The sequence below is a fragment of the Nocardiopsis sp. KDC1DS13DA1 genome (assembly GCF_055632325.1).
This window is the reverse complement of record NZ_JBVMUY010000021.1, coordinates 59,028-85,970: the sequence shown is the minus strand read 5'-3', so window position 1 is coordinate 85,970 and position 26,943 is coordinate 59,028. Positions and strand designations below refer to the sequence as shown.

Genomic DNA, 26,943 nt, shown 5'->3' with positions numbered 1-26,943 from the left:
AGCCTCCCCGGCCGCGCACCTCCCACCACACGTACATCCGTCTGCCGCAGCGAGCCGACGGCTGCGCCTACGCCACGCAGAAGGAGGCAGGGGCTCCCTCCCCGGCCTGAGGTCCGGGTCTTCGCCCCAACACCCAGATGAACCTCCACCCCCGCCCTCCAGGCACCCACCTCCGACGGGTGGCCGCCACGAGCGCCGCACTGCTCCTCGTCGGGGGCTCCACGGCGGCACCGGCCACGGCCGCAACCGACGCCCCCGACACGTTCACGGTCGCCGTGACCCAGCAGGTCGACACCTTCAACCCCTTCGTCGCGCAGCTCGCCGTCACCACCAACGTCCTCAGCCACGTCTACGACACCCTGGTCACCGTCGACCCCGTGAGCAACGAGCCCGCCCCCGCGCTGGCCCAGGAGTGGACGGCCAGCGACGACGGCCTCACCTGGACCTTCGAACTCCGCGACGACGTCGTCTTCACCGACGGGCAGCCGCTCACCGCCGACGACGTGGTGTGGACGCTCACCACGATCATGGAGAACAGCACCGCCGCCGTCGCCTCGGGCAGCTACGTCGCCGGGTTCGAGTCCGTCACCGCCGAGGGCGACCGCACGGTCGTCGTCGAACTGGCCGAGCCCCAGGCGACCATGGAGTCCCTCGCCGTCCCGATCGTCCCCCGGCACGTGTGGGAACCGGTCCTGGCGGCGGAGGGCGACGCCTTCGCCGACTACTCCAACGAGGAGTTCCCCGTCGTCGGCAGCGGCCCCTTCACCCTGGTCGGCCACGAACCGGGCGAGTCCATCACCCTGGAGGCCAACCCCGACCACTGGCGCGGCGCGCCCGGCTTCGACCGGATCGTCCTGCGCTACTACTCCGAGAAGGACGCGGCGGTCGAGGCCCTGCGGGGCGGCGAGGTCACGTTCGTCTACGAACTCACCGAGGCCCAGGCCTCCTCGCTGGAGGGCGTCGACGGCATCACCGTCAACCACGCCGACGGCAAACGCTTCCAGGCCTTCACGATCAACCCCGGGGCCCGGACCCAGGACGGCGAGGAGTTCGGCGACGGACACCCCGCCCTGGCCGACCGCACGCTGCGCCAGGCCATCGTCATGGCCGTCGACAACGACGAGATCGTCGAGCTCGCGCACGGCGGGCAGGCCGTCGCCGCCGGGGGGTACGTCCCCGCGCGCTACGGCGACTTCCACTGGTCGCCGGAGGGCGAGGAGGACTTCCTGGCCTTCGACCCCGACGCCGCCAACGCCATGCTCGACGAGGCCGGGTACGAGCGGGGCGAGGACGGCGTGCGCGTCTCGCCCGACGGGGACCGGCTCGAACTGCGCATGCACGTCCACCGGGACCGCCCGGCCAACGTCAACGCCGGACTGATCCTCGTCGAGCGCCTCGCGGGCATCGGCATCGAGGTGGAGAACCTGACGGTCGACCCCGGTGTGCTCAGCGACGCCCTGTACTCGGCCGAGTACGACCTCGTCTTCACGGGGTGGACGGTCAACCCCGACCCGGACTACGTGCTGGGTATCCACACCTGCGCGGCGCTGCCCGAGGAGCCCGGCACGATGCAGGGCGACGCCTACTTCTGCGACGAGGAGTACGACGAGCTCTACGCCGCCCAGCTCACCGAGTACGACCGGCCCACCCGCGCCGGGATCATCCACGAGCTCCAGGAGGTGCTCTACCGCGAGGCGGTCGTCAACGTCCTCGCCTACCCCAACATCATGGAGGCCTACCGCAGCGACCAGGTGTCCGACATCCAGATCCAGCCGGACCCGGGCGGCAACATCTGGGGCCAGGACGGTTACTGGGCCTGGTGGTCGGCCCGCCCCGTGGCCGCGGCCGGCTCCGGTGGCACCGGACCGTCCACGGGGTTCCTGGTCGGGGCCGGGGCGGTCGCGGCCGTACTGGCGGCCGCCGGCGCCCTCGTCCTGGTCCGCCGCCGCGCCACGATGGAGGACCGCGAGTGACCTCGACCCCCACCACGACGGGCGACCCGGCGGCGCAGGGGCCGCCGGGCGCCTCCCCGGCACGCGGCGGCGCCGGTCCCGGACGCGTCCGGCGGGTGGCCGTCTACGTGTCCGGGAAGCTGCTGACCGCCGTGGTCTCCCTGGCCGCGGTGGTCGTCGCCGGGTTCTTCCTCTTCCGGATCCTGCCCGGCGACCCGGTCCGGGCCATGACCGAGGGGCGTGAGGTCACCGCGCAGCAGCGCGAGGAACTGCGCCGCCAGTTCGGGCTGGACCAGCCGCTGTGGCAGCAGTTCCTCGACTACTGCGCCGGTCTGGCCCGGTTCGACCTGGGTACCTCCTTCCAGTACCGCGAACCGGTGGCCGACCTCATCCTCGAACGGCTCGGTCCCACGGTCCTGCTCGCGGGGACGGGAACGGTCGTGGCCGCCCTCCTCGGCCTGTTCCTCGGGGCCAGGGCCGGATGGCGGCCGGGCGGACACGCCGACCGGGCGCACACGGCCGTGGCCCTGTTCCTCTGGTCGGTGCCCACGTTCTGGCTGGGGCTGCTCCTCATCGTGGTGCTCGCCTCGGGGCGCGGTTTCGTCCCCGGCCTGTTCCCCACCGGCGGCATGGTCGACCCCGGGGTCACCGGGGCCCTGGACACCGCCCTGAACACCGCCTGGCACATGGTGCTGCCGGTCGCCACCATGGTCGCGGTGATCTACGCCCAGTACCTCATGATCATGCGCTCGTCCCTGATGGACGAGAAGGGCGCCGACTACCTCACCACCGCCCGCGCCAAGGGCCTGCGCGACGGCCTCGTCCGTCGCAGGCACGCCGTACCCAACGCCCTCCTGCCCACCGTGACCCTCGTCTTCCTCAACCTCGGCCAGGTCGTCTCCGGCGTCATCCTCGTCGAGACCGTGTTCTCCTGGCCGGGACTCGGCCAACTCTTCTACTCCGGCCTGCGCGTGCCCGACCTGGGGCTCGTCCAGGGACTCTTCGTCGTCTTCGCGGCCTCGGTGATCCTCATGAACCTGCTCGCCGACCTGGTGTACCCGCTGCTCGACCCCCGGGTGCGGCCGTGAGCGCCCCGCCCGGGCCCGAACGCGCGCCCGCACCGCCCGGTCCCACCGTCCTCGCCTGGCGCCGTCGGAGGGCGGCCCTGGCCGCCTTCGCCCGTTCCTTCGCCCGCCACCGGGCGGGGCTGGTCGGGCTGGCGGTCCTGCTCACCATCAGCGCGCTGGCGCTGGCCGCGCCGCTGTTCGTCGACGAGGCGGGACTGAGCATCACCCAGGCGCCGGGTGACCCCTACGAGCCGCCGAGCAGCCGCTATCCGCTGGGCACCGACAACTTCGGGCGCTCGGTCCTGGACCTGGTGGTGTGGGGAGCGCGCGTCTCGCTCATGGTGGGCTTCCTGGCCACGTTCGTCTCCGTCGCCCTGGGCACGGTGATCGGGGTGACCGCCGGACACTTCGCCTCCTCCGGGGGACTGGCGGGAAGGGCCGTGTCCACCGTCCTGATGCGGGTCACCGACTGGTTCCTCGTCCTGCCCACCCTCGTCCTGGCCGTGGCACTGGCCGCCGTCCTGCCGCGCGGGGTCGGCACCATCGTCGTGGCCATCGGCCTCACCGTGTGGCCGCCCACCGCCCGCCTGGTCCGGGCCCAGACCCTCGCGGTGGAGGCCAGGCCCTACGTCGAACGCGCCCGCGCGCTCGGCGGCGGCCACGCGCACGTCATGCTGTGGCACGTCCTGCCGAACGTGATGCCCGTGGTGCTCGCCCAGACCACCCTGCTCGTGGCCACCTCGATCATCGCCGAGTCCACCCTGTCCTTCCTCGGCATGGGCGACCCCGCCACCGTGTCGTGGGGCGGGGTCCTGGAGGCGGCGCGCAACGCGGGGGCGATCAGCGCGGGGATCTGGTGGTACATGATCCCGCCCGGGCTGGCCATCGCCGTCGTCGCGCTGTCCTTCACCCTGTGCGGGCGCGCGGTCGAGTCCGTCCTCAACCCGCGACTCAGGGAGGCGCGTTGACCGCCCTGCTCGACGTCCGCGACCTGTACGTCACCTACCGCTCCCCGGGCGGTGACGTCCCGGCCGTGCGCGGAGTGGACCTGACCGTCGGGTCCGGGAGCATCCTCGGTGTGGCGGGTGAGTCCGGCAGCGGCAAGTCCACCGTCGCCCTGGCCCTGCTGCGACTGCTGCCGGGCACGGCACACACGACCGGGGAGATCCTGCTGGAGGGCGAGGACGTCCTCGCCATGCGCTGGGGCCGCCTGCGCGCGGTCCGGTGGATGGATGCCGCCATCGTCTTCCAGGGGGCGCTGCACGCGCTGAACCCCGTCCGCCGGATCGGTGACCAGATCGCCGAACCCATGCTGATCCACCGCACCGTCGCCGCCGGCCGGGTCCGGGAGCGCGTGGCCGAACTCCTGGAACGGGTGGGGCTGCCCGCCTCCCGTGCGGGAGACCACCCCCACCGGCTCTCCGGAGGCCAGCGGCAGCGGGTCATGATCGCCATGGCACTGGCCTGCGAGCCGCGTCTGATCATCGCCGACGAGGCCACCACCGCCCTGGACGTGATGATCCAGGCACAGGTCCTGGAACTGCTCGGAGGGCTCACCTCGGACCGGGCCATCGGCATGATCATGATCAGCCACGACCTGTCCGTACTCGCCGCGCACTGCGACCGGTTGGCCGTCATGTACGCGGGCCGCGTCGTGGAACAGGGGCCCGCCGCCGAGGTCGTGCGGAATCCGGTGCACCCCTACACGAGTGCCCTGAGCTCCGCGTTCCCCCGGATCGGCGACCCCGCCTCGCGCCTGGCGCCCCGTGGGCTCCCGGGCGATCCGCCGGACACCGCAGCGCCGCTGCCGGGGTGCGTGTTCCGCCCGCGCTGCGCCTCGGCCCGGGCGGTCTGCGCGACCGTCGACCCGCCCCTGTACCCGGTGGACCCCGGCCACGACGGACGCTCGACCCGCCATGCCGCGTGCGTGCACGTGGGTCCGGCACGTGTCGGACCCGAGGGAGGGGAACACCCATGAGCCACACCGACGGCTCCGGAACGGTGCCGCCCGGTACCGCGCGGACCGACCTGCCCCCGCCGACCCCGGCCGGGGCGGACCCTCCCGCCGGGGTCGGTCCCCGGCCCGTCCTGAGCGCGCGCGGTGTGGAGGTCGCCTTCGGGGCGGGCATCGCGCCGGGCGGCGGCCGGGGGACCGCCCGCGCGGTCGACGGGGTCGACCTCGACGTGGCCGCGGGGGAGATCGTGGCCCTGGTGGGGGAGTCCGGGTGCGGCAAGAGCACCCTGGGCCGGGCGCTGCTCGGCCTGGAGCGGCCGACGCGGGGGAGCGTGCTCTTCGAGGGTCGACCGCTGCGCTACGGGAGCCGTCACCTGCGTGGTTTCCGGCGCAGGGTCCAGCTGGTACAGCAGGATCCGACCGGTTCGCTCAACCCGCGCCGCACCGTGTACGAGGCCGTCGCCGAGGGGTTGCGCGTCCACGGGGGGACCACGGCCGAGGAGCCGGAGCGGGTCGTCCGGGCGCTGGCACGCGCCGGGCTGCGGCCACCGGAGCGGTTCCTGGCGCGCTACCCGCACGAGCTCTCGGGAGGCCAGCGCCAGCGCGTGGTCATCGCGGGTGCCCTGGTCCTGGAGCCGGAGGTCCTGGTGGCCGACGAACCGGTGGCCTCCCTGGACGCCTCGGTGCGGGGGGAGATCCTGCGCCTGCTGCTGGACCTGCGCGCCGAGCTGGGGCTGTCGGCCCTGGTCGCCACCCACGACCTGGGGCTGGCGTGGAACATCGCCGACCGTGTCGCCGTGATGTACCTCGGCCGGGTGGTCGAGGTGGGCGGGGTGGAGGAGGTGCTCGCCGCGCCCTCCCACCCCTACACCCGGGCCCTGCTGTCGGTGCTGCCGGAGACCGACGGCGAGCCGACGGTGCTGTCGGGCGAGCCCCCCGATCCCGCGCACGTGCCCCCGGGGTGCCGCTTCCACCCGCGCTGCCCGGTCCTGGCCTCGGGCGAGGCGGAGCGGGCCGGGGTGGCCGACCGGTGCCGGACGGTGGATCCCGCGGTGCTGTCCACGCCGCCGGGGGAGGGCGGCGCGCACCGTGCCGCCTGCCACCGGGTCGCCGAGGCGGATGGCCGCATCCGGCCAACGGGGAGCCGCTGAGGGACTGGAATAGCTTCCGTAACGACCGGGTTCGGGGTGGACATGACAGCAGAGAGCACCGACACCACCGACTCCGTCCCCCCGGCGCCGACCCCGGGGGAGGTCATCACCGAACGCGACTTCTGGCACGGGCGGGAACTCGACCTGGACGCCTACCTCAGGCGCGTCGGGCTGGACGGCGACCTGCCTCCCACACTGGACACGCTGCGTGCCCTCCACCGCGCCCACCTGGCCGCGATCCCCTTCGAGAACCTCCAGATCGTCCTGGACCGGCCGGTCCTGCTCGACGTGCCGTCCCTGACGGAGAAGATGGTCCGCCACCGCAGGGGCGGATACTGCTACGAACAGAACCTCCTGCTCGCCGCCGTGCTGGACCGGCTGGGGTTCACGTTCACCGCGTTCGCCGCCCGGGTCCTGGCGGGTGCGGACGGGCGCCCCCGGCCCGCCACACACGCCCTGCTGCGGGTGGACGTGGACGGTTCGCCGTGGCTGGCCGACGTGGGTTTCGGCGGGGGCGGGCTGCTGGAGCCCCTTCCCCTCGCCGACGGCCGCCAGGAGGTGCAGGGCGGATGGCCGGTCCGCCTCGACCGCACGGAGGTGGCCGGTGCCGACGAGTGGCTGCTGCGCTCCCACAACGGGAGGGAGTGGCGCACCATGTACTCCTTCGGGACCACCGCGCAGTTGCCGCAGGACTACGCGGTCTTCAGCCACTACCTCACCAGCCACCCCCGGTCGCCGTTCAGGGGGCGCCTGATGGCGCAGGGCTTCGCCCCGGGGGTCCAGCACGTGCTCTCGGACACGAAACTGACCACGACCAGGCCCGACGGCTCCGTGACCGAGCGGGAGGTGCCGATCGGACGGGTCGCCGACGTCCTGGACGAGGTGTTCGGTATCGGACTCGACGCCCAGGAGCGGGCCGTGGTCGAGCAGCGGCTCGGGGAGTTCACCGTGGGGTGACGCGGATCACACCGCGGCGGGTGTGCCCTCCGCACCCGCCGCGACACCCGGGGTCACCGGCCCGGCTGCCGCCTGCATATCCCCTCACGCCTGACGTACGTGGATTGTTCATCGGATTTCTGGTCATTTCCCAGGTTCGACCTCACTGAGTCATGGGCAGGACCCTTGAGGTGTCCCCGAGGCACGGGGTACCGAGAGGGGCGTCCCATGGCACGCATCACCACGGACGACGTACACGACTACATCAACGGGGTCTGCTTCAAGACGGGACCTCCCGGCAAGGTCGGAGCCGAGACCGAATGGCTCGTCACCGACCCCGCCCGCCCGACCGAACCCGTCCGCCTCGACCGCCTCACGGACGCGTTGGACACGACCGGAATCCTGCCCGGAGGCAGCAGGGTCACCTTCGAACCCGGCGGGCAGCTCGAACTCAGCTCGGCCGCCCGGCCAGGCCCCGCCAAGGCGTACGAGGCCCTGGCCGCGGACCTCGACCACGTCGGCAAGAACCTCGGGGAGGCCGGACTCCGCCTGTCCGGGACCGCGCTCGACCCGGTCCGTCCGCCCCTGCGCCAGCTCCGCTCGGCCCGCTACACCGCGATGGAGCGCTTCTTCACCAACCACCGCCAGGCCAGCGGCCGCACCATGATGTGCAGCACCGCCTCCGTCCAGGTGTGCCTGGACACCGGAGCCGACGCCGCCGACCTGCGCGCCCGTTGGGAGCTCGCCCACCGCCTCGGCCCGGTGCTGGTCGCCGCGTTCGCCAACTCCGCGTACTGGCGCGGCCGCCCGACCGGGTGGAAGTCCACCCGCTGGGCGATCTGGGCGGCCACCGACGCCTCCCGCACCCGGCCGGTCCTGGACCGCGTCGGCGGGTCCGATCCCGCCACCGCCTGGGCCGAGTACGCGCTGGCCGCCACGGTCATGGCGGTCCCCGAGACCCCCGGAGGCGGCGGCCGCTGGACCGCCGACCCCGGCTGCACCCTCGCCGAGTGGATCGGTGGCCGGGGACCCCGCCCCGCCACCCTCGCCGACCTGGAGTTCCACCTCAGCACGCTCTTCCCGCCGGTGCGCCCCCGCGGCTGGTGGGAGCTGCGCATGATCGACGCGCTTCCCCACCGCTGGTGGCCCGTCCCGATGGCGCTGGCCGCCGCCCTGCTGGACGACCCCGCGGCCCGCGCCACCGCGGAGGAGGCCACGGAGCGACTGTGCGGAGGCGGTGCCCCGAGTCCCCCCCTGTGGCTCAGGTCGGCCCAGCGGGGCGTCGCCGACCCCGAGATCGCCGCCTGCGCCCGGACCTGCTTCGACGCCGGCGTACGCGCACTGCCCCGCATGGGCGCCGCGGACCTGGCCTCCCTCGTCGACGACTACGCCGACCGGTACACGCGGCGCGGGCTGTCCCCGGCCGACACCGACCCGCGGGTTCCCGGTGCCCGTGGTGCGGACACCGGGACGTCCGGGGCGGAACCGGACCCGGCACACCACTCCGAGTCAAGTGGAGGAGCACGGTGAACCACGAACAGGAGCGCGCCAAGGAGCGCATCGCGGTCGAACTCGAACGGAGCCGTCGGCGCAGCAACAGTCTGACACTGGACGCCCTGAACGACGAGGGGCTGCTCGCCCAGCACTCCAAACTCATGTCGCCCCTGGTCTGGGACCTGGCGCACATCGGCAACTACGAGGAGCAGTGGCTGCTGCGGGCGGCGGGCGGCCGTGAGGCGCTGCGCTCCGACATCGACCACCTCTACGACGCCTTCGAGAACCCGCGCGTCGAACGGGTCACCCTGCCGCTGCTCACCCCGGACGAGGCCGCCGACTACAACGACCGCGTGCGCCGCGAGGTGCTCGACGTCCTGGACCGGGTCGACATCGCCCCCGCCCCACCCCGGCAGCGCGAGGGGTCCGACGGCTACCGCGCCCTGCTCGACTCGGGGTTCGTCTTCCACATGGTCATCCAGCACGAGCACCAGCACGACGAGACCATGCTCGCCACCCACCAGCTGCGCAAGGGCGAGCCCGTGCTCCTGGACGGCGCGGGGGACGTGGCCGCGCTGCGCCCGCCCGCGGAGGCGGAGGTGCTCGTACCGGCCGGGCCGTTCACCATGGGCACCACCGACGACCCGTGGGCCTACGACAACGAACGCCCCGCCCACACGGTCGACCTGCCCGCCTACTGGATCGACACCCGACCCGTCACCAACGCGGAGTACCTGCGGTTCATGGCCGACGGCGGCTACCAGACCAGGCACTGGTGGACCCGCGAGGGCTGGGAGTGGCGACGCCGGCGCAACGCCGTCTCCCCGGCCTTCTGGACCCGCGAGGGGCCGGACTGGTCGCGCCGCCGGTTCGGCCGCCACGAGATGGTGCCGCCGGAGGAGCCGGTGCAGCACGTCAGCTTCCACGAGGCCCAGGCCTACGCGCGGTGGGCGGGCAGACGCCTGCCCACCGAGGCCGAGTGGGAGAAGGCAGCCCGCTTCGACCCCGCGTCGGGGCGGTCGACGCGCTATCCGTGGGGCGACGGCGAACCCGAACCGCGCCACGCCAACCTGGGCCAGCGCCGGCTCGGTCCCTCACCTGCCGGACGCCACCCCGACGGCGCCTCCCCGCTGGGGGTGCAGCAGCTCATCGGTGACGTGTGGGAGTGGACGTCCACGACCTTCGACGGGTACGCGGGGTTCACGGCCTTCCCCTACCGCGAGTACTCCGAGGTGTTCTTCGACGAGGGGTACAAGGTGCTGCGGGGCGGTTCGTGGGCCACCCACCCCACGGCGGTGCGCTCGACCTTCCGGAACTGGGACCACCCGGTCCGGCGGCAGATCTTCAGCGGCTTCCGCTGCGCGCGCGACGCGGAGTCCGACTGATGTGCCGCCACCTCGCCTACCTGGGGCCGCCGCGCACGGTGCACGCACTGCTGTACGCGGCGCCCCACTCGCTGCACGTGCAGTCCTGGGCGCCGCGCATGCAGCGGCACGGGACCGTCAACGCCGACGGCTTCGGTGTCGGCTGGTACCCCCCGCCGGACGCGGCCGGGGGCCCGTCCCCGGAACCGCTCCGCTACCGGCGCGCCATGCCCATCTGGGGTGACTCCTCCTTCTCCGACGCCGCCCGGTCCATCACCTCCGGGTGCGTGGTGGCGGCCGTCCGCGACGCCACCGTCGGGTTCGGCTCGGAGGAGTCGGGCGCCCAGCCCTTCCGCGTCGACCGGCTGCTGTTCAGTCACAACGGGGCGGTCAAGGACGACGAGGCGCTCACCGCCGCGCTCGCCGCGCCCCTGCCCGCCGGTGCCCTGGACGCCCGGTCCCCGGTGGACTCGGCGCCGCTGTTCGCGCACACCGTCCGGTTGTGGCGGGCCTCGGGGGACCTCGCGGGGGCGCTGGCCGCCGTGGTCGGCCACGCCCGCGAGCACTCCGAGGGCCGCTACAACCTGCTCGCCAGCGACGGCGAGGCCATCGTCGGGACGGCGGCGGGCGACACCCTGTTCACCCTGCGCGAGCCCGGGGGAGGGGTCTTCCTGGCCTCCGAGCCCTTCGACGACGACCCGGACTGGCATCCGGTCCCCGACGACTCGGTGGTGGTCGCCACGGCGCACGGCACGGAGGTCACACCGCTGTGCTGAGTGGGTTCTGGACGACCCCCCATCCCGGGTACACCACATAGGGACACAGGAGGCAGCATGTTCCGGATTGACCGAAACCTGACCGCTGACGATCTCGACAAGGCCCTCCGCCGGGACGTGGCCGAGGGGCTCACCGAGCGGCCCAAACAGCTCCCGCCCAAGTGGTTCTACGACGAACGCGGCAGCGCCCTCTTCGAGGAGATCACCGGCCTGCCCGAGTACTACCCCACGCGGACCGAACGGGTGATCCTCCAGGAGCGCTCCGACGAGATCGCCGACGCCGCCGACGCCGAGGCGCTCATCGAGCTCGGCTCCGGCTCCGGCGTGAAGACCCGCCTCCTCCTCGACGCCATGCGCCGCCACGGCCGCCTCACCCGGTTCGTGCCCGTGGACGTCAGCGGCGACTTCCTCGCCGCCTCCGCCTCCGGGCTCGCCGAGGACTACCCGGGGCTGGACGTCCACGCGGTCGTCGGCGACTTCGAGGAGCACCTCGGACTGCTGCCCGTCAGCGAGGAGGGCGGGCGCCAGATCCTGGCCGTCCTCGGCTCCACCATCGGCAACCAGGAACCCCGCGCCCGGGCCGCCTTCCTCCGCGACATCCGCGGCGTCCTGCGCACCGGGGACTCACTCCTCCTCGGAGCCGACCTCGTCAAGGACCCCGACCGGCTCGTCACCGCCTACGACGACTCCCGCGGCGTCACCGCGGCCTTCAACCGCAACGTCCTGTCCGTCATCAACCGACGGCTGGGCGCGGACTTCGACCCGGCCGCCTTCGACCACGTCGCCCGGTGGGACGCCGAGCGGGAGTGGATCGAGATGCGGTTGCGCTCCAGGGCGGACCAGCGCGTCCGGGTCGCCGACCTCGACCTGTCCGTCGACTTCGCGGCCGGGGAGGAGATGCGCACCGAGATCTCCGCCAAGTTCCGCCGCGAGGGCCTGGACGGGGAGCTCTCGGCCGCGGGTTTCACGCCCACCCGCTGGTGGACCGACGACGCCGGGGACTTCGCCCTGGCCCTGGCCGCGGCGCACTGAGCCTCACAGCGCGGTCACCGTTCCGAGGAGGGAGCCCACGAGGTAGGTCACAGCCATCGCGAACGCCCCGCCCGTCACGGCGCGCACCGCCGCACGGGCATGGGGAGCCCCTCCCCGCCGTGCGCTGACCGCACCGAGCGCCCCCGTCGCCACCAGGACCGACACCACGGTCACCGGCAGGCGCCACGCGTCCGGGCTGAGCAGCATCGCCGACAGCGGCACCAGGGCGCCCAGCACGAAGGCCAACAGGCTCGACACCGCCGCCTGCCAGGGGTTCACCCGGTAGCGGTTCAGGCCCAGTTCCACCTCCGCGTGGGCGCGCAGCGCGTCGTGCGCGGTCAGTGCCCGGGCCACCTCGCGCGCGAGGTGCGCGTCCAGTCCCCGCTCCTGGTACATCGCGGCCAGCTCCTCCAGCTCACCGGCCGGGTCGGTGGCCAGTTCGAGGCTCTCCCGTGCGAGCGCCGCCCGTTCGGTGTCCCGCTGCGTACTGACCGAGACGTACTCTCCGGCCGCCATCGACAGCGCTCCCGCCAGGGTCCCCGCCACCCCCGCGATCAGCAGCGCCCCCCGGTTCGGCGTCGCCCCGGCCACGCCGACCACCAGCCCCGCCATGGACACGATGCCGTCGTTGGCGCCGAGTACCGCCGCCCGCAGACCGTTCAGGAGGGAGCCCAGACGCCGCTGCGCTCCGTCCGATCCTCCGGTGCCCTCCGGTCGCGGTTGTGCCACCGGGCCATCGTCGCACGTGGCCCGGCGGAAGGCGCGCGGCGACTCCGGTACGGTTGTGCCGTGTTCAAGGTAGGAGTTTTCGGCGCCGATGGGCGCATGGGGTCAGAGGTCGTCAGGGCGGTTCAGGGTGCCGACGACATGGAACTCGTCGCGGGGATCGACCGCGCCGCCGACCGCGACGCGGTGCTGGGGGCGGATCACGTCGTCGACTTCACGCACCCCGACGCGGTGATGGACAACCTGGAGTGGCTCATCGGCCACGGCATCCACGCCGTCGTCGGCACCAGCGGCTTCGACGAGGCCAAGCTGGAACGGGTGCGCGCCATGCTCGACGCCAAGCCCGGGGCCAAGGTACTGATCGCGCCCAACTTCGGCGTGGCCGCCGTGCTCATGATGCACTTCGCGCGCAAGGCCGCGCCGTACTTCGACTCGACCGAGATCATCGAGCTGCACCACCCCAACAAGGCCGACGCGCCCAGCGGCACCGCCTACCGGACCGCCGAGCTGGTCGCCGAGGCCCGACGTGAGGCGGGCGCGGCCCCGATGCCCGACGCCACCACCTCGGAGATCGACGGCGCCCGCGGCGCCGACGTCGACGGCGTCCGCGTGCACGCCCTGCGCATCGCCGGGCTCATCGCGCACCAGGAGGTCGTGTTCGGCACCGACGGTGAGACCCTCAAGATCCGGCACGACTCGATGAACCGCACGTCCTTCATGCCGGGTGTGCTCCTGGGCGTCCGCGGGGTCGCCGACCTGCCGGAGCCGCTCACCCTCGGCCTGGAGCCCCTGCTCGGCCTCGACTGAGGGGCCCCGGGGGGTCGGTTCGGGCGCCGACAGGGTCCTGCGCGACGGGTCGAGCCGCGAGCGGCGAACCAGCGGCGGGCGCGGCCGAGGAATCCCTGTCCCTCGGGCGCCCGAACCCGCTCCGAAGCCAGGCGCGGGAACCGCCGCGCGGCCCGCCACCGGGTCACCCGCCCGGCGGCAGCACGGGTCTGCCGTCCTCCAGGTAGAGCGGTCCCCCGCCGTCGGCGACGGTGAGCGCCGCGAGCATCCGCCGGGCCGTGTTCGCGGACAGGACCCCGTACAGGTCGTCCGGGGAGTGCCAGGCCCACCCCGACAGTTCGTCCTCGGGCAGGCGCAGTTCTGCGCCCTCGGGCAGTTCCGCGGTGAACAGCCACTGGAGCGCCGTGGTGCGCGGCGGGCGTGCAGGGACCCAGTCCACGACCGCCGCACGCAGCACCCGCGCCTCCACCCCCAGCTCCTCCCGGAGCTCCCGGCGGCAGGCGGCCAGCGGCGACTCGTCCGCCTCGATGACCCCGCCGGGGACACCCCAGGGCTGTTCGGGAGCGTAGGTGCGTCTCACCAGCAGCACGTCGCCGGACGCGGAGCGGATCACCGCCCCCGCCGCTCCCCGGGTCGCGGGCAGGCCCGCGTAGAATTCCTCTTCGGTCACGCCCCGACCCTACGCGGCCCGGCGGTCCTCAGCCCAGGGCCAGACCGACCGAGAACAGCACCCCGAAGGCCAGCTGGAGTTTGCCGGTCTCACCCAGCCCCAGCACGAGGTCGCGGCCGACCTGGCCGCCCAGGACGCGGCGCGTCGGCCGCAGCGCCAACGGCACCGACAGCACCACCAGCGGAACCCACCAGTACACCGGCGTCAACACCAGCGCCACCGCGTAGACCGCCGCGATCGCTCCCGCGAACAGGCGGCGGGTGCCCGCATCGCCCAGCCGCACCGCGAGCGTGATCTTGCCGGTCTCACGGTCCGTCGGGATGTCCCTCAGGTTGTTGATCACCAGCACCGAGCACGACAGCAGCCCGACGGGGACGGCGGCCACCCACGCCTGCCACGGCGCGGAACCCGTCTGGACGAACACGGTGCCCACGACCGCCACCAGCCCGAAGAACACGAACACCGACACCTCGCCCAGGCCCCGGTACCCGTAGGGGGAACGCCCGCCGGTGTAGTACCAGGCCGCGGCGATCGCGGCGGCGCCCACCAGCAGCAGCCACCACGACGACGTCACCACCAGCACCAGACCCACGGCGGCCGCGAACGCGAAGCTCGCCAGGGCCGCGGCCAGCACCTGCCGGGCCGGGGCCAGCCCGCTCGCGGTCAACCGCACCGGTCCCGTCCGCTCGGCCGTGTCGGTGCCCTTCACCCCGTCGCTGTAGTCGTTGGCGAAGTTGACCCCCACCTGGAGCGCCAGCGACACCACCACCGCCAGCAGCGCCTTCCACCAGACGAACCCGCCCAGGGCGAAGGCCAGCGCCGTACCGACGGCCACCGGGACGATCGAGTTCGGCAGCGTACGGGGACGCGTCCCCGAGACCCATTCACTGACCGTGGCCACGTGCGGTCCCTCCACACTCGACGGCGGCGCCCAGCCCCTCCGGGCGCACGGTGATCCGACCTTTCCACGGTAGTCCCCGATCAGTGCGGGTCGCGCCGCGGGTGCCGGGCGGCCCGAAGCGCCGCGGAGGGCCGAGGACTACGCGCCGATCGCCGCGTGCAGCCGCACCATGGTCAGCGGGCGTCCCAGGTCGATCTCCCGGCGGGCCCCGTCCGGGCGCCACCCGGAGGACTCCAGGAACGAGCGCAGCGCGTTGTCCGCCTCGGGAACCCACACGTACACGGTGCCGAAGCCGAACTCCACCAGCTCGTCCACGCACGCGTTCAGCAACCTGCTCCCGTGCCCCCGCCGGGTCAGTTCCGGTGCCACGTGCAGCGCGAACACCTCCGCGTCCTTCCCCGGCCACAGGTCCGGATCACCGGCCGGGCCGAAGGCGGCGAAGCCGACGACCGTCCGCTCGTCCGTGGCCACGACCAACCGGTGCCGCGAGGTCGGCGGTGACTCCAGCGCCGAGCTCCACTGCTCCCGGAAACGTTCGCGGGCCTCCCCGCCCCCCATCTCCTCCAGTACCTCGTTCGGCAGCAGCTCCCCGTACACCGACCGCCACGACGCCACCTGGACGGCCACGACGGCGTCCACGTCAGCGGCACGGGCGGGGCGAACGAACTGGGCACTGGACACGGTCGGGCCTCCTCGGGCGGCAAGATGACCAACGCCGGAGTTTCCGGACCTTGCCATGGCATGGGAACATCTACGTCGTGAGCCTCATTATCAGAGTTATCGTGAACGCGCTCGCCCTTTGGGCGGCTGTCTACCTGATCGACGGGATCGAGGTCGCGACCCAGGACACGACCGAGCAGATTCTCGTCTACCTTGGTGTCGGTGCGATCTTCGGCCTGGTCAACGCCGTCATCAAACCGATCGTCAAAACGGTGGGATGCCTGTTCTACGCCCTGACCCTGGGGCTGATCGGCCTGGTCGTCAACGCGCTGCTGCTCCTGCTCACGAACTGGATCGCCGGGCTCTTCGGGGTCCCGTTCCACATCGACGGGTTCTGGCCGGCGTTCTGGGGGGCGATCGTCATCGCGATCGTGAGCTGGCTGCTCAGCATGTTCCTCCCCGACGGCCAGGACGACTGACCGACCACAGCCCTCCTCCGCCGCGCCGACCTGCGAGCGGACCCCGGACCCGCCCGAGTGGCGCGGGTCCGGGACGGGTAGGTTCACTTGACCGGGCCATCAACCTCGACCCACGAGGACGGCGGCCCGCAGAGGCTCGACCCCGCGATCCCGTAGCGCGGGGCACACCGGATCTTTACCGCGACCGAAACGGATTCCGCCGGTCGCGGTGGCGGACGCGCAGCGCCGCCCGCCCGTGCCCGGACACGTCCGGACACGCGCACGTCCAGCTGTTGACGCACACCGAGAGGAGGAGGGGCACACCCGGGCCCACCCGCCCCGTGGCGGCGGCCCGAACGCCTTTCACAGCGATGGTGGACACCAAGAACCGTCCATTCGGCAAGATGCTGACCGCGATGGTCACGCCCATGCTCGACGACGGAGAGCTCGACTACGAGGGTGCGGCCCGCCTGGCCACCTACCTGGTCGACGAGCAGCACAACGACGGCCTCGTCATCAGCGGTACGACCGGAGAGTCGCCCACGACCAGCGACGACGAGAAGGACCGCCTGCTCCGCGCGGTCCTGGAGGCGGTCGGCGACCGCGCCACCGTCGTGGCCGGGGTCGGCACCAACGACACCCGCCACAGCATCCGGCTCGCCAGGGCCGCGGAGAAGGCGGGCGCGCACGGCCTGCTGGCCGTGACCCCCTACTACAACAAGCCCCCGCAGGAGGGCCTGATCCGGCACTTCACCTCGATCGCCGACGCGACCGAGCTGCCGGTCATGCTCTACGACATCCCGCACCGCACCGGGACGCCGATCGCCTCCGAGACCCTGGTCCGGCTGGCCGAGCACCCGCGCATCGTCGCCAACAAGGACGCCAAGGACAACGTCGGCGCCAGCTCCTGGGTCATGGAGCGCACCGACCTCGCCTACTACTGCGGCACCGACATCCTCAACCTCCCGCTGCTGTCGGTGGGCGCCGCCGGGTTCGTCAGCGTCGTCGGCCACATCGTCGGCGCCGACCTGCGCGAGATGATCGACGTCTACGAGGCGGGCGAGGTCGGCCAGGCGCTGGCCATCCACCGCCGCCTCACCCCCGTCTACACGGGGATGTTCCGCACCCAGGGCGTCATCACCACCAAGGCCGTGCTCAACCTGTTCGGCCTGCCCTCCGGACCGGTGCGCACGCCGCTGGCGGACGCCTCCGCCGAACTCCAGGCCCTCCTGCGCGAGGACCTGGCCGCCGCGGGCGTCAAGGGTCCGATCGGCCTCGCGCCCCACCAGGCCGTCCCGGCCAGTGCCGTCAACGTCGAGCGCCTGGCGGAGGGGTCCGTATGAGCCACCCCCACCCCGAGCTGGGGTCCCCGCCGCCGCTCGGCGAGGGCGCCATGCGCGTCGTCGCCCTGGGCGGACTCGGCGAGATCGGCCGCAACATGACGGTCTTCGAGTACGGCGGTCGCCTGCTCATCGTCGACTGCGGCGTCCTCTTCCCGGAGGAGGAGCAGCCCGGCGTCGACCTGATCCTGCCGGACTTCGACTACATCCGGGACCGGCTCGACGACGTCGAGGCCATCGTGCTCACCCACGGGCACGAGGACCACATCGGCGGCGTGCCGTTCCTGCTGCGCGAACGGGCCGACATCCCGATCGTCGGCTCCAAGCTCACCCTGGCGCTGATCACCGCCAAGCTGGGCGAGCACCGCATCAAGCCGGAGACGGTCCTGGTCGAGGAGGGAGAGCGGCACGACCTCGGCCCCTTCGACCTGGAGTTCTTCGCGGTCAACCACTCCATCCCGGACGCGCTGGCGGTCGGTATCCGCACCCCGGCCGGGACGGTGCTGCACACCGGCGACTTCAAGATGGACCAGCTGCCGCTGGACGGGCGCCTCACCGACCTGGGCGGCTTCGCCCGGTTCGGCGACGAGGGCGTGGACCTGCTGCTGTCGGACTCCACCAACGCCGAGCAGCCGGGCTTCGTGGTCAGCGAGCGCGACCTCAACGAGGCCATCGACAAGGTGTTCCGCACCTCCGACAAGCGCATCGTCGTGGCCTGCTTCGCCTCCCACGTGCACCGCGTCCAACAGGTGATCGACTCCGCGGTCAGGCACGGCCGCAAGATCGCGTTCGTGGGCCGGTCCATGGTCCGCAACATGAACATCGCGCGCGACCTCGGCTACCTCAACGTGCCCGGCGACACCATCATCGACGTCAAGCAGCTCGACCAGCTGCCACCCGACGAGGTCCTGATGGTGTGCACGGGGTCGCAGGGCGAGCCGATGGCCGCGCTGAGCCGGATGGCCAACCGCGACCACCAGATCCGGATCGAGGAGGGCGACACCGTCCTGCTGGCGTCCTCGCTGATCCCGGGCAACGAGAACTCCGTCAACCGGGTGATCAACGGCCTGACCCGCTGGGGCGCCAGGGTCGTGCACAAGGGCAACGCCCTGGTGCACGTGTCCGGGCACTCGTCCGCCGGGGAGCTGATGTACGTGCTCAACATGGTGCGGCCGCGCAACTTCATGCCGGTGCACGGCGAGTGGCGGCACCTGCGCGCCCACGCCGGCCTGGCCGAGGCCACCGGGGTCCCGCGGGACCGGATCGTCATCGCCGAGGACGGCGTCGTCGTCGACCTGTACAAGAACCGGGCCAAGATCGTCGGCGCGGTCCAGGCCGGGTACGTGTACGTGGACGGCTCGTCGGTCGGCGACGTCTCCGAGGCCTCGCTCAAGGACCGCCGCATCCTCGGTGAGGAGGGGTTCATCTCCGTCGTCGTGGCCGTGGACTCCACCACGGGCAAGATCCTCGGTGAGCCCGAGATCCACACCCGCGGCGCCGGGATCGCCGCGGACGCCTACGACGACGTCATGGACAAGCTCCAGGCCGCACTGGACAAGGCCGCCGGTGACGGCGTCAACGACCCGCACCAGCTCCGGCAGCTCATCCGCCGCAGCGCGGGCCGGTGGGTGAACGAGACCTACCGCCGTCGTCCGATGATCATCCCCGTCCTGGTCGAGGTCTGACCGGACGTTCTCTCTCCCGGTACGGCCCGAGGCGCCTGGCGCCTCGGGCCGTACGGCGTCTCCGGGGGAGGTTCACCGGCGACACGCCGACGGAAACCGCCGTCGGGGCTGGACTTCCTAGTAGGCTGCCCGCCGTGGCGGGCCGCCCTGTCCGCCGGACCGAACGAGCCGCTCCCCTGGAGGTGGGACCCCCGATGGCCACGCGTGCCAAGTCCTCCGGAGGATCGGGGCGCCGGAAGCCCGCCAAAGGGCGCTCCCCCGCCCCGGCGATGCCCGACGGGCCCGTCGCCTTCGTCGTGACCCTGTTCGGCCAGTTCCTGCTGGTGCTGTGGAAGGTCGTCGCGCACACCGTCGGCGGAGCGGCGCGGGCCGTGGGACGCAGCGCCCGCGGCCTCGACCCCGACCTGCGCAGGGACGGCGCCGGACTGGTCCTGCTGGCGGCGGGGATCCTCATCGCCGGCGCCGTGTGGTGGCAGAGCGAGGGCCTGCTCCTGCGGGCCACCCGCACCGTCGTGGTCGGCGGGTTCGGAACCTTCTCCCCGATCCTGCCGCTGCTGTTCCTGCCCCTGGCGGTCCGGCTGATGCGGACGCCCTCCAGCGCGCGGGAGGGCGACGCCGGGCGCCTGTTCATCGGTTTCAGCGCGATCATGCTGGGTCTGCTCGGGCTCATCCACATCGGCCACGGCGTCCCCCAGCCCTCCGAGGGTCTGACGGCGCTCATGGAGTCGGGCGGGCTGATCGGCTACGTCGCCTCCGGCCCGCTCAGCGCGATCGTCACCCCGTGGCTGACCGGCCTGCTCCTCGTGCTCATCCTGCTCTTCGGTGTCCTGGTGGTCACGGCCACGCCCATCCGACGCGTCCCCGACCGCCTCCAGACCCTCTTCGGCGCCCTCATGGAACGCGACACGGGCCCCGACTCGGGGCTGGGCATCCTGGGCGCCGACCCCGGACCGGACAGGGCCGGAAAGCGCCGCGCACCGAGGCGCAAGCCCACCGAGGAGACCGTCGCGGGCGACCACGAACGCCCCTACGACAGCCCCGTCCTGCCCGGCGACCCCGACAGCGGACCCCTCGTAACGGGCCCGACCGACGAGGAGGAGACGGCGGAGCGGCCCCGGAGCAAGCGCAGGGCCAAGGGCAGGGCGGACCGGGACGAGCAGGCCACGACCCCCGACCCCTCACCGCCGCCGGCCACCACCGAGCAGCTGTCCATCCCCTCCCGGGTCGTGGACGGCGACTACGAGCTTCCCGCTCCGGGCATGCTCAAGCCCGGCAGCCCCGTCAAACCCCGCACCCGGGCCAACGACGAGGTCGTCGAGGCGCTCTCCGGCGTGCTCACCCAGTTCACCATCGACGCCGAGGTCACCGGGTTCACCCGGGGGCCGACGGTGACCCGCTACGAGATCGAGCTGGGACCCGCGGTCAAGGTCGAGAAGGTCACCGCGCTGGCCAGGAACATCGCCCTGGCGGTCAAGAGCGCGGACGTGCGCATCCAGTCGCCGATCCCGGGCAAGTCCGCGATCGGGGTGGAGATCCCCAACACCGACAAGGACATCGTCAGCCTGGGCGACGTGCTGAGTTCGTCGTCGGCCACCTCCGACGACCACCCCATGCTGGTGGGGTTGGGCAAGGACGTCGAGGGCACCAACGTGGTGGCCAACCTCGCCAAGATGCCGCACGTGCTGGTCGCGGGCGCCACCGGCGCCGGTAAGTCCACCTGCATCAACGGGCTGATCAGCTCGCTGATGATGCGCGCCACCCCCGACGAGGTGCGGATGATCCTGGTCGACCCCAAGCGGGTCGAGCTGACGATGTACGAGGGCATCCCGCACCTGATCACCCCGATCATCACCAACCCCAAGCGGGCCGCCGAGGCGCTCCAGTGGGTGGTGGGGGAGATGGACCGGCGCTACGACGACCTGGCCGCCTCCGGCTACCGCCACGTCGACGACTTCAACGCCGCCGTGCGCACGGGGGAGCTGACCGCACCGCCCGGGAGCGAGCGCGAGTACCAGCCCTACCCGTACCTGCTGGTGATCGTGGACGAGCTCGCCGACCTGATGATGGTCGCCCCGCGCGACGTCGAGGACGCCGTCGTGCGCATCACCCAGCTGGCCCGCGCCGCCGGGATCCACCTGGTGCTGGCCACCCAGCGGCCCAGCGTGGACGTGGTCACCGGTCTGATCAAGGCCAACGTGCCCTCCCGGCTGGCGTTCGCCACCTCCAGCCTGTCCGACAGCAGGGTCATCCTCGACCAGCCCGGCGCGGAGAAGCTGGTGGGCAAGGGCGACGCGCTCTTCCTGCCCATGGGCGCGGGCAAGCCCATCCGGCTCCAGAACGCCTGGGTGTCGGAGAAGGAGATCCGGGCGATCGTCGAGCACTGCAAGAAGCAGTCCGAGCCCGACTACCGCGAGGACGTCGCAGCCGAGGGGACGAAGAAGAAGGAGATCGACGAGGACATCGGCGACGACCTCGACCTGCTCCTCCAGGCCGTCGAGCTGGTGGTCACCACCCAGTTCGGGTCGACCTCCATGCTCCAGCGCAAGCTGCGCGTGGGCTTCGCCAAGGCGGGCCGCCTCATGGACCTCATGGAGAGCCGCGACGTCGTCGGCCCCAGCGAGGGATCCAAGGCCCGCGACGTCCTGGTCACCCCCGACGACCTGCCGGGCGTCCTCACCGAGATCCGCGGCGGCTGACCCCGCGGGCCCCGGCCGCGGACGAACGCGACGGAGCGGCACCTTCCGACCGGACGTCGCAGATCTGTCCGATTTGGCGTGATCTTTGAGGCGCTCTTGGGCGTGGTGGCCTGCGTGTTCGAGCACGGAAGAGCAGAGTGGTTCCGTGTGAGCGCACAACGTAGCGGGGGGAGCGCGCATGGCGACGATCGGTCAGACCCTGGCGGCGGCCCGGGTGGCCGCGGGCCTCACGGTCGCGGACCTCAGCACCCGTACACGCATCCGGGAACAGGTCCTGCGCGGGATCGAGCAGGAGGACTTCGTGCCGTGCGGAGGCGACTTCTACGCGCGCGGACACATCCGGGGCGTCTGTAGGATCCTCGGCCTGGATCCCGCACCGCTCCTCGCGGAGTTCGACCGCGAACACGCCCGGCCCGACACGGCCGCCTTCGTTCCGCCCGCACGGCACCCCGCCGCGGGGCCCTCGGCGTCCCGCGCGGCGACCGAGGCCGCACGCGGCGGGGAGTGGGGGGAGGAGTTCGCGGAGGCGCGCACGGCCGGGCGCGGCTTCGGGGGGGAGGACCACGACCCCGACGACCGGTCGGAGCGCTGGGGCCACTTCGAACGCCGCCACCACGTGCGCGGGCGCCTCCGCCAGGGACGCCGCACGCACGGCCGGGCCGCCGCCGTACCCGGGCCCCGCCGCACGGCGGAGGGGCAGCGGCACCGCCCGTCGGGTGACTCCGGCCCCCGGCCGCGCCCGGCGATCAGCGCGACCCGGACCAGGCGCGGCGAGGCGGTCCGACGTCACTGGCCGTGGGCCGTCGTCGCCGTCATCCTCGTCCTGGGCGTCCTCGTGGGTGTGCGCGCCTGGGAGGACTGGGAGGGGCACAACCCGTTGCGCGCCGCCTTCGACCGCGGATCGGAGACGCTCGACTCGTCCGTCTCCGTGCCCGCCGCCCCCGTGCCCGCGGAGCGGCCCTCGATCGACGAACCGGTCCCCGTGGAACCGGTGGAGGTCACCATCTCCGTCAGCGCCTCCGACCGCAGTTGGGTCAAGGTCACCGACCCCGTCGGGGAGGACCTGTTCACCGGGTTCCTCCTCGACGGCGACACGGAGGAGTACGTGACCCGGGACACCATCGACCTGTGGGTCGGTGACGCGGGCGTGGTCAGCGTGGCCGTCGACGGGGAGGACCTCGGTACGCTCGGGCGGTCCGGGGAGGTCACCTCCGTCACCGTCGGGGCTGACGGCGTGGAGGGGTAGGGGTGTCCCGGGGCGCCCGCCTCCGGGGGTCCGCGCCCGAAGCGGAGCGGAGGTCCGGGAGCAGGCACGGTACGGGCGGGTGACGCGTCCACGGTAGTGTGGTGGGTCGTGGGCGGTGCCGACAGGCGCCGAGTCGCGTGCGGGGAACCGGACCGGATTCGCCGCGCCGCGCACCCGCACACCACGTCGAAGCTCTCCCACACCTTGGAAGCCATGTCATCGCGCCGTACTGTCTCGCTCGTCACCCTGGGGTGCGCGCGTAACGAGGTCGACTCCGAAGAGCTGGCCGGCCGCCTCTCCGAAGGCGGATGGGAGCTCGTGGACGGCGACGCCGACGTGACCGTCGTCAACACCTGCGGGTTCATCGACGCGGCCAAACAGGACTCCATCCAGACGATCCTGGACGCCACGGAGAACGGCGGCAGAGTCGTCGCCGCGGGCTGCATGGCCGAGCGCTACGGCTCCGAGCTCGCCGACGCCCTGCCCGAGGCCCAGGTCATCGGGTTCGACGACTACGCGGCCATCACCGACCGCCTCGACGACGTCGTCGCCGGGCGCACGCTCATCCCGCACGACCCCCGGGACCGGCGCACCCTGCTGCCGATCAGCCCGGTGGACCGCGACGCCGCCGACGTGCACGTCCCCGGCCACGCGACCTTCGCCGACTCCCGGGGCGCGGAGGGAACCGCGCTGCCCTACCGCACGGCCGTGCCGCGGCGGCGGTTGACCGGCGGTCCGGTCGCCAACCTCAAGATCGCCTCCGGCTGCGACCGCCGGTGCACGTTCTGCGCCATCCCCGCCTTCCGCGGAGCCTACATCTCCCGGCAGCCCGACGAGATCGTCCGCGAGGCCGAGTGGCTGGCCGGCGAGGGCGTGCGCGAGGTCTTCCTGGTCAGCGAGAACTCCACCTCCTTCGGCAAGGACCTGGGCGACGTGCGCGCCCTGGAGAAGCTCCTGCCGCGGCTGGCGGCCGTGGAGGGCCTCGACCGCGTCCGCGTCAGTTACCTCCAGCCCGCCGAGGTGCGCCCCGGACTGGTGGACGTGCTCACCTCCACCCCCGGGGTCGTGCCCTACTTCGACCTGTCCTTCCAGCACGCCAGCGGCCCGCTGCTGCGCCGCATGCGCCGCTTCGGCGACCGTGAGCGCTTCCTGGAGCTCCTGAGCACGGTGCGCGAGCGCGTGCCCGAGGCCGGAGCCCGGTCCAACTTCATCGTGGGCTTCCCCGGTGAGACCGAGGAGGAGTTCGAGGACCTGGTCGCCTTCCTCAGCGAGGCACGTCTGGACGCCATCGGCGTGTTCGGCTACTCCGACGAGGACGGCACCGAGGCCGTCGGCCACGGGGGCAAGGTGCCCGCCGAGGTGATCGAGCAGCGCGTGGAACGGCTCAACCGGCTCGCCGAGGAGCTCATGGCCCAGCGCGCCGAGGAGCGGATCGGCTCGGAGGTCACCGTCCTGGTCGAGTCCGTTCTGGAGGACGGCGCGTACGAGGGCCGCGCCGACCACCAGGCACCCGAGGTGGACGGCAGCACCATCCTGTACGGCGAGGGCCTCGCCGTGGGAGACCTCGTACGGGCCACCGTGATCCAGGCGGCGGGGGCCGACCTGGTCGCGGAACAGGACGAAGCGCCGGACGGGGAAACCGGAGACAGATGAGCACCCACGATTCCGCGGCCTCGCCCGCCCCCCGCGTTCCCCTGTGGAACATCGCGAACATCCTCACGATGAGCCGCCTGGTCATGGTGCCGGTGTTCGTGTGGTTCATGTTCCTGGACGGGCCGTGGTGGCGGTTGGCCGCGTTCGCGGTGTTCGTGCTGGCCGCGGTCACCGACCGGATCGACGGTGAGCTGGCCCGCCGCCGCAACCTGGTCACCGACTTCGGCAAGATCGCCGACCCCATCGCCGACAAGGCGCTGACCGGGGCGGCACTGGTCGTGCTCTCCCTCCAGGGCGACCTGTGGTGGTGGGTGACCATCGCCATCCTCGTCCGCGAGTGGGGCATCACCGCCCTGCGCTTCGCGGTCCTGCGCTACGGCGTCATGCCCGCCAGCCAGGGCGGCAAGCTCAAGACCGTCCTCCAGATCGTGGCGATCAGCCTCTACCTGTTCCCGGTGGCGCTGCTGCCGTTCGGCGCGGTGTTCACCTGGGCCGCCCACGTCGTCATGGCCGCGGCCCTGGCGGTGACGCTCTGGACCGGCCTCGCGTACGTGGCCGACGCGGTCCGCCTCATCCGCGCCAAGGACGGGCGTACGGAGTGAGCACACGGCACGGCGCCCCGGGCCTGGGCGGTGCGGCGCTCGCCGCGGCCGAGGCCGTCCACCGGGCGCTGCTGGAGCACGCTTCCACCTGTGCCACCGCCGAGTCCCTCACCGGGGGCCTCGTCGGCGCCCACCTGACCGCCGTGCCCGGAGCCTCCGACACCTACCGCGGCGGGGTGGTCACCTACGCCACCGACACCAAGGCCGACCTGCTGGGGGTCCCCGAGGACCTGCTGGCCGCCCGGGGGGCGGTCCACCCCGACGTGGCCGCCCGCATGGCCTCGGGCGTGCGCCGTCTGATGGGCGCCGACTACGGGGTCGCGGTGACCGGCGTCGCCGGTCCGGACCCCCAGGACGGACAGCCCGTCGGCACCGTCTTCGCGGCCGTCGCCGCACCCGCCGGGACCAGCGCCGTGCGTGAGTTCCGTTTCACCGGGGATCGTTCGGGTATCCGCTACCACACGGTCGAGGGCGCCCTGGCGCTCCTGGAGTCGACCGTCCGCGGGAACACGGTGGGAGCCACCCGGTCCTGACCCCTCCGGTCGGTCGCCCTCTCCCGTACGACGGGAACAAAACCACTCCAGCTGGTGGTTCCCCCTCCAGCGAACAGGATGGCAAGAGGTGCCCGAATCGGGCGTGGGGCAGGTACGGTGTTGTATATGAAGGTCGCTACCGGTGGGAGGGAGCGCGAATGATGGTCCTGCTTCGTCACCTACTTGGTGACGTGCTCAGGCGGCTGCGACAGCGCCAGGGCCGCACCCTCCGCGAGGTGTCGGCCGATGCACGTGTGTCCCTCGGCTACCTCTCGGAGGTCGAACGGGGTCAGAAGGAAGCCTCATCCGAACTGCTCTCCTCGATCTGCGGGGCACTGGGTGTCCCGCTTTCCCAGGTGTTGCGGGAGGTTTCCGACCAGCTCGCCCTCGCGGAGCTCCAGGAGGCCGCTCTGCTGGGTGACACGGTCCCGACCGACCCCGTCGCCGCCCAGGACCTCGGCATCGAACCGGTACCGGATCGCGTTCCCCACGTCGCCGACATGGTGGGGGTCTGACCCCACGGATCCGTCCGTACGTCCACGTGACCACGTGAAGGAGCCGGCCACCCCGAGGTGGCCGGCTCCTTCACGTGTCGGCCGGACCCCGCGCGGCGGCCGCGACGCCCCTCAGGTGTGGGTGTGGTTCACCCAGGCGTCCGGGTCCTCGGCCAGCGCCCGGACCGTCTCGGGCAGCTCGTTGGTGACCAGGTGCTGGAGGTTGACGCCCTCCAGGATCGCGCGCTCGCTGGCGCGCAGGGCGATCCACACCTGTTGGAGGCTGCGTGCCGCGCCGTCGTAGTCGACGTGCTCGGGACGCTCGCCGCGGACGTTGGCCAAGGGGCCGTCGACGGCGCGGATGATGTCGGCCAGGGAGATCTCCTCGGCCGGCCGGGCGAGCCAGTAGCCCCCGACGGGGCCGCGCTGGCTGCGCACCAGACCGGCGCGGCGGAGTTGGGTGAGGATGTTCTCCAGGAACTTTCCGGGGATGGCCTGGGCGCGTGCGAGCTGCTCCGCCGTCACCGGCCCCTCACTGGCGACGGCGAGTTCTGCGGCCGCGCGTAGCGCGTAGTCGACCCGGGCTGAAAGGCGCATGCTGTGATTATGCCGTGGTTAGAAGGGCGAATGGGGCACCGGGAGTCGGCAGGTGCGTCGACGCCCCGGGGTACTACACGTTAAGAGTACTTCTCCTACCGGCTTTCGGGGACGCGGGCGGGGTCGCCCCCGTCACGGCCGGGGGAGCCGCACCCGGTGGCGGACAGGCC

General features: G+C 72.7%; 25 protein-coding genes. 20 read left to right on the top strand and 5 right to left on the bottom strand.

Annotated elements, in window-relative coordinates; genetic code table 11:
* Window positions 1-137 precede the first annotated feature (137 nt).
* From ACTVAJ_RS14230 to egtD, 10 genes are all read left to right on the top strand, one after another.
* Window positions 138-1,973: an ABC transporter substrate-binding protein gene (locus ACTVAJ_RS14230; protein ID WP_470388610.1), complete on the top strand. Its 1,836-nt coding sequence runs from the start codon at window positions 138-140 to the stop codon at window positions 1,971-1,973.
* On the top strand, window positions 1,970-3,040 hold the full coding sequence (locus ACTVAJ_RS14225) for an ABC transporter permease (RefSeq protein WP_470388609.1): 1,071 nt from the start codon (window positions 1,970-1,972) through the stop codon (window positions 3,038-3,040). The genes ACTVAJ_RS14230 and ACTVAJ_RS14225 overlap by 4 nt, the downstream gene beginning before the upstream one ends.
* The gene (locus tag ACTVAJ_RS14220; RefSeq protein ID WP_470388608.1) at window positions 3,037-3,987 is read left to right on the top strand and encodes an ABC transporter permease; all 951 of its coding nucleotides are present in this window, start codon (window positions 3,037-3,039) and stop codon (window positions 3,985-3,987) included. The genes ACTVAJ_RS14225 and ACTVAJ_RS14220 overlap by 4 nt, the downstream gene beginning before the upstream one ends.
* A complete protein-coding gene (locus tag ACTVAJ_RS14215) occupies window positions 3,984-4,997 on the top strand; it encodes an ABC transporter ATP-binding protein (RefSeq protein WP_470388607.1) in 1,014 nt (337 codons plus the stop codon). Before ACTVAJ_RS14220 ends, ACTVAJ_RS14215 begins: the two co-directional genes overlap by 4 nt.
* Complete coding sequence (locus ACTVAJ_RS14210) at window positions 4,994-6,124, top strand: ABC transporter ATP-binding protein (protein WP_470388606.1); 1,131 nt, start codon at window positions 4,994-4,996, stop codon at window positions 6,122-6,124. The genes ACTVAJ_RS14215 and ACTVAJ_RS14210 overlap by 4 nt, the downstream gene beginning before the upstream one ends.
* Window positions 6,125-6,166: 42 nt before the next feature.
* On the top strand, window positions 6,167-7,081 hold the full coding sequence (locus ACTVAJ_RS14205; RefSeq protein ID WP_470388605.1) for an arylamine N-acetyltransferase family protein: 915 nt from the start codon (window positions 6,167-6,169) through the stop codon (window positions 7,079-7,081).
* A gap of 207 nt (window positions 7,082-7,288) precedes the next feature.
* Window positions 7,289-8,590, top strand: coding sequence for an ergothioneine biosynthesis glutamate--cysteine ligase EgtA (gene egtA / locus ACTVAJ_RS14200; protein ID WP_470388604.1), 1,302 nt, complete (start codon window positions 7,289-7,291; stop codon window positions 8,588-8,590).
* Window positions 8,587-9,939: an ergothioneine biosynthesis protein EgtB gene (gene egtB, locus ACTVAJ_RS14195; RefSeq protein WP_470388603.1), complete on the top strand. Its 1,353-nt coding sequence runs from the start codon at window positions 8,587-8,589 to the stop codon at window positions 9,937-9,939. The genes egtA and egtB overlap by 4 nt, the downstream gene beginning before the upstream one ends.
* On the top strand, window positions 9,939-10,694 hold the full coding sequence (egtC, locus tag ACTVAJ_RS14190) for an ergothioneine biosynthesis protein EgtC (RefSeq protein WP_470388602.1): 756 nt from the start codon (window positions 9,939-9,941) through the stop codon (window positions 10,692-10,694). Before egtB ends, egtC begins: the two co-directional genes overlap by 1 nt.
* 57 nt (window positions 10,695-10,751) lie before the next feature.
* Complete coding sequence (gene egtD, locus ACTVAJ_RS14185; RefSeq protein WP_470388601.1) at window positions 10,752-11,726, top strand: L-histidine N(alpha)-methyltransferase; 975 nt, start codon at window positions 10,752-10,754, stop codon at window positions 11,724-11,726.
* Window positions 11,727-11,729: 3 nt separating this feature from the next.
* On the opposite strand, the gene ACTVAJ_RS14180 is transcribed toward egtD, so the two are convergent.
* Window positions 11,730-12,455, bottom strand: a complete 726-nt coding sequence (locus tag ACTVAJ_RS14180; RefSeq protein WP_470388600.1) for a VIT1/CCC1 transporter family protein — start codon at window positions 12,453-12,455, stop codon at window positions 11,730-11,732.
* A gap of 60 nt (window positions 12,456-12,515) precedes the next feature.
* Between ACTVAJ_RS14180 and dapB the strand changes: the two genes are divergently transcribed.
* On the top strand, window positions 12,516-13,259 hold the full coding sequence (gene dapB / locus ACTVAJ_RS14175; RefSeq protein ID WP_470388599.1) for a 4-hydroxy-tetrahydrodipicolinate reductase: 744 nt from the start codon (window positions 12,516-12,518) through the stop codon (window positions 13,257-13,259).
* A gap of 163 nt (window positions 13,260-13,422) precedes the next feature.
* On the opposite strand, the gene ACTVAJ_RS14170 is transcribed toward dapB, so the two are convergent.
* From ACTVAJ_RS14170 to ACTVAJ_RS14160, 3 genes are all read right to left on the bottom strand, one after another.
* Window positions 13,423-13,908, bottom strand: a complete 486-nt coding sequence (locus tag ACTVAJ_RS14170) for an NUDIX domain-containing protein (protein WP_470388598.1) — start codon at window positions 13,906-13,908, stop codon at window positions 13,423-13,425.
* A gap of 28 nt (window positions 13,909-13,936) precedes the next feature.
* Window positions 13,937-14,809, bottom strand: coding sequence for a 1,4-dihydroxy-2-naphthoate polyprenyltransferase (locus tag ACTVAJ_RS14165; protein ID WP_470388597.1), 873 nt, complete (start codon window positions 14,807-14,809; stop codon window positions 13,937-13,939).
* A 138-nt stretch (window positions 14,810-14,947) separates the two neighbouring features.
* Window positions 14,948-15,490 carry a GNAT family N-acetyltransferase gene (locus ACTVAJ_RS14160; protein WP_470388596.1) on the bottom strand — a complete coding sequence of 181 codons (543 nt, stop codon included), beginning with the start codon at window positions 15,488-15,490 and terminating at the stop codon, window positions 14,948-14,950.
* Between the two features lie 77 nt (window positions 15,491-15,567).
* On the opposite strand from ACTVAJ_RS14160, the gene ACTVAJ_RS14155 reads away from it, so the two are divergent.
* The 9 genes from ACTVAJ_RS14155 to ACTVAJ_RS14115 all read left to right on the top strand — a co-directional run bounded on the left by ACTVAJ_RS14155 (window position 15,568) and on the right by ACTVAJ_RS14115 (window position 26,197).
* Entirely contained in the window at window positions 15,568-15,948 is a 381-nt protein-coding gene (locus ACTVAJ_RS14155) for a phage holin family protein (protein ID WP_470388595.1), read from the top strand.
* Between the two features lie 350 nt (window positions 15,949-16,298).
* On the top strand, window positions 16,299-17,270 hold the full coding sequence (gene dapA, locus ACTVAJ_RS14150; RefSeq protein ID WP_470388594.1) for a 4-hydroxy-tetrahydrodipicolinate synthase: 972 nt from the start codon (window positions 16,299-16,301) through the stop codon (window positions 17,268-17,270).
* Window positions 17,267-18,952, top strand: a complete 1,686-nt coding sequence (locus tag ACTVAJ_RS14145; RefSeq protein WP_470388593.1) for a ribonuclease J — start codon at window positions 17,267-17,269, stop codon at window positions 18,950-18,952. The genes dapA and ACTVAJ_RS14145 overlap by 4 nt, the downstream gene beginning before the upstream one ends.
* A gap of 194 nt (window positions 18,953-19,146) precedes the next feature.
* Complete coding sequence (locus ACTVAJ_RS14140; RefSeq protein ID WP_470388592.1) at window positions 19,147-21,648, top strand: DNA translocase FtsK; 2,502 nt, start codon at window positions 19,147-19,149, stop codon at window positions 21,646-21,648.
* Between the two features lie 178 nt (window positions 21,649-21,826).
* Window positions 21,827-22,894: a helix-turn-helix domain-containing protein gene (locus ACTVAJ_RS14135; protein WP_470388591.1), complete on the top strand. Its 1,068-nt coding sequence runs from the start codon at window positions 21,827-21,829 to the stop codon at window positions 22,892-22,894.
* A 213-nt stretch (window positions 22,895-23,107) separates the two neighbouring features.
* Entirely contained in the window at window positions 23,108-24,547 is a 1,440-nt protein-coding gene (rimO, locus tag ACTVAJ_RS14130) for a 30S ribosomal protein S12 methylthiotransferase RimO (RefSeq protein ID WP_470388590.1), read from the top strand.
* The gene (gene pgsA, locus ACTVAJ_RS14125) at window positions 24,544-25,149 is read left to right on the top strand and encodes a CDP-diacylglycerol--glycerol-3-phosphate 3-phosphatidyltransferase (RefSeq protein WP_470388589.1); all 606 of its coding nucleotides are present in this window, start codon (window positions 24,544-24,546) and stop codon (window positions 25,147-25,149) included. Before rimO ends, pgsA begins: the two co-directional genes overlap by 4 nt.
* Window positions 25,146-25,682: a CinA family protein gene (locus ACTVAJ_RS14120; RefSeq protein WP_470388588.1), complete on the top strand. Its 537-nt coding sequence runs from the start codon at window positions 25,146-25,148 to the stop codon at window positions 25,680-25,682. The genes pgsA and ACTVAJ_RS14120 overlap by 4 nt, the downstream gene beginning before the upstream one ends.
* A gap of 158 nt (window positions 25,683-25,840) precedes the next feature.
* Entirely contained in the window at window positions 25,841-26,197 is a 357-nt protein-coding gene (locus tag ACTVAJ_RS14115) for a helix-turn-helix domain-containing protein (RefSeq protein WP_470388587.1), read from the top strand.
* Window positions 26,198-26,308: 111 nt separating this feature from the next.
* Here the strand turns inward: ACTVAJ_RS14115 and ACTVAJ_RS14110 are convergent, their stop codons facing one another.
* Window positions 26,309-26,773, bottom strand: coding sequence for an RrF2 family transcriptional regulator (locus ACTVAJ_RS14110; protein ID WP_470388586.1), 465 nt, complete (start codon window positions 26,771-26,773; stop codon window positions 26,309-26,311).
* Between the last annotated feature and the right edge of the window lie 170 nt (window positions 26,774-26,943).